The following is a 2,001-nucleotide window of genomic DNA, read 5'->3' as shown; positions in this document are numbered from 1 at the left end:
AACGATCGTCATCGCGATCGTTTTTCCGTGGCATACGGCAACGTGAGCAAAGAGACCGAAAAGGAGAGCCGCACTTATGTGGAACAAGTGGTGGATGGCATGACGACCAGACTCAAAAATATCGAGCTGATGCTTGCCGGCCAGACCGTCAACAACGATGCTATTAACGATTTCTTTAACGGGAGCGCAAACGCTTCCGGTCTCGTCAATTACAAAGCTTCTAACGAAATTGCCAAAATGCGCAGCAACCTGCTTATCCAATCGGTAATTTTTACCGATACAAGGACGGGCTCGTACTGACGGGCGGCTATGCCGCGCCAATTGACGACTTTACGGACAAGACCTTTATCCAGAGCGTGCCAAAGGCAACACAAAACCGCTGGTCACCGATTCGGCTCTACAGCGAGTTTCCTTTAATCGATCCGCCGGAGCGGGTCATTTCGATTGTAAAAAATTCCCGCGGCAACGAAGGCATCATCGTGCTGAACGTAAAGGTGGACAAGCTGCTGTCCATGGCCGGCAGCGCGGGCAGCGGACAGCGCTCCTTCTTAGACATCGCCGACGTTCAGGGCAGCACGGTCTTCTCGAATGAACCCGCCGCGCAGAAAACGAAGCCGACGACTTATCTGGAATCGGATTACATCGGGCTAAAATACGCAAGCGGACCGGTTACCCCGGATCTGTTCGGACAAGCCGCGGTCCGTTCGCTCGCACCGCTGTCCATCCTGATTCCTTCCCTCCTTGCCATCCTCGCTTACATTATGTTCGTCACCCGGAGGAATTACCGTCCTATCGAAAATATCGTGCGCCGTATATCTGACTATCGGCATGAAACGAAGCCAAATGCCAGCGACGAATTTTCGATTATTGAGCAGGTCTTTGACAACATGCTTGGCCGCATGAATCTGATCGACCGTCAGGAGGCAGAAAACGCGATCATGCGCCGCAAACGCTTTTTCTATGAGCTGCAGGAGGAAGACACGGCTTTCACCGCGAGTGAATGGGAGGATTATGCCCGGCTGTTCCGGATGCCGGAGAAGGGCGGCGGCATCACCGTCGCGATCGTGGAAATCGACAAATACGTTCCCCTGATGCGCGGAGACCGCCAGCAGCTTCTTGAAGCCAAGCACCGGTTGGAAACGGAGCTCGGCAAGCGCCCCGAGCTCGCGGCTATGGTTGCCGGCTCGGATTGGATTGCCGGCGGCCGCTTAGCCCTGCTGGTTAACGCCGGAACGGACAGCTTCTCCGGTACGATCGGCCCGGACGCTTTAATGGACGGCTTGCGCAGTTGGGTGCAGGACGCGTTCCCCTTCTCGGTCACGATCGGAATCGGCTCGGTCGTTGACGGCCTCCCAGAAGCCAAAACCTCCTTCCGGGAAGCACTTGCCGCCCTGCAGTACAAAATGACGGCCGGGAATAACCGGGTGATCGTCTATTCGGAAATAAAAAACAGAGAAAACCGAGTCGACACGGATTACTATAAATGGGCGGAAAATTTGATTCATCATTTCAGGCTGCCTGCGCCGGCATGGCGGAACGACCTTGACCGGATTTTCGGCCATTTGGAAGAGCGCTTGCTGAAAGAGGAAGAACTGCGGCTGCTTCTGAACGATCTGACCCACCGGTTCGCAAGGCTTATCGAGGAACTGCCGCCGGCCCTTCAGGAGCTCTGGCATGCTGTTTCCTACTCCAGCATGGCCGGGGCGCTTCGGGAAACAGGGTCGGTTGCGGAAATCCGCGAGTTGTACGAGTCGCTGATCGGGGAGCTGTACGATCAGTACGCTGCGATCCTGGATAAAAACAGCACCAACCCTGTGATCTACGAGGTCAAAAAATATATCGAAGACCATTTTGCGAACCCCGAGCTGTCCCTGAATCTTATTAGCGACCGGTTCGGCATGAACGGAAAATACGCGAGCCAGCTGTTCAAGGAGCAGTTCGGCGTCAAATTCGTCGATTTCCTGATTGGGCTGCGCGTTGAGCGGGCACAGAAGCTACTTC

2 protein-coding genes are annotated in these 2,001 nt (G+C 54.9%); both read left to right on the top strand.

The genetic code is table 11. The annotated features are described in order from the left end of the window. Positions 1-300: hypothetical protein (locus CPT76_RS38195; RefSeq protein WP_219845499.1), on the top strand; the 300-nt coding region annotated here is incomplete at its 5' end. A gap of 56 nt (positions 301-356) precedes the next feature. Continuing rightward, positions 357-2,001: hypothetical protein (locus tag CPT76_RS35465; protein ID WP_146116547.1), on the top strand; the 1,645-nt coding region annotated here is incomplete at its 3' end.

It is taken from the genome of Paenibacillus sp. AR247 (assembly GCF_002968895.1).
Classification (GTDB): Bacteria; Bacillota; Bacilli; order Paenibacillales; family Paenibacillaceae; genus Paenibacillus_AQ; species Paenibacillus_AQ favisporus.
The sequence above is the reverse complement of the archived record's forward strand: the minus strand, read 5'-3'. Positions and strand labels throughout refer to the sequence as shown.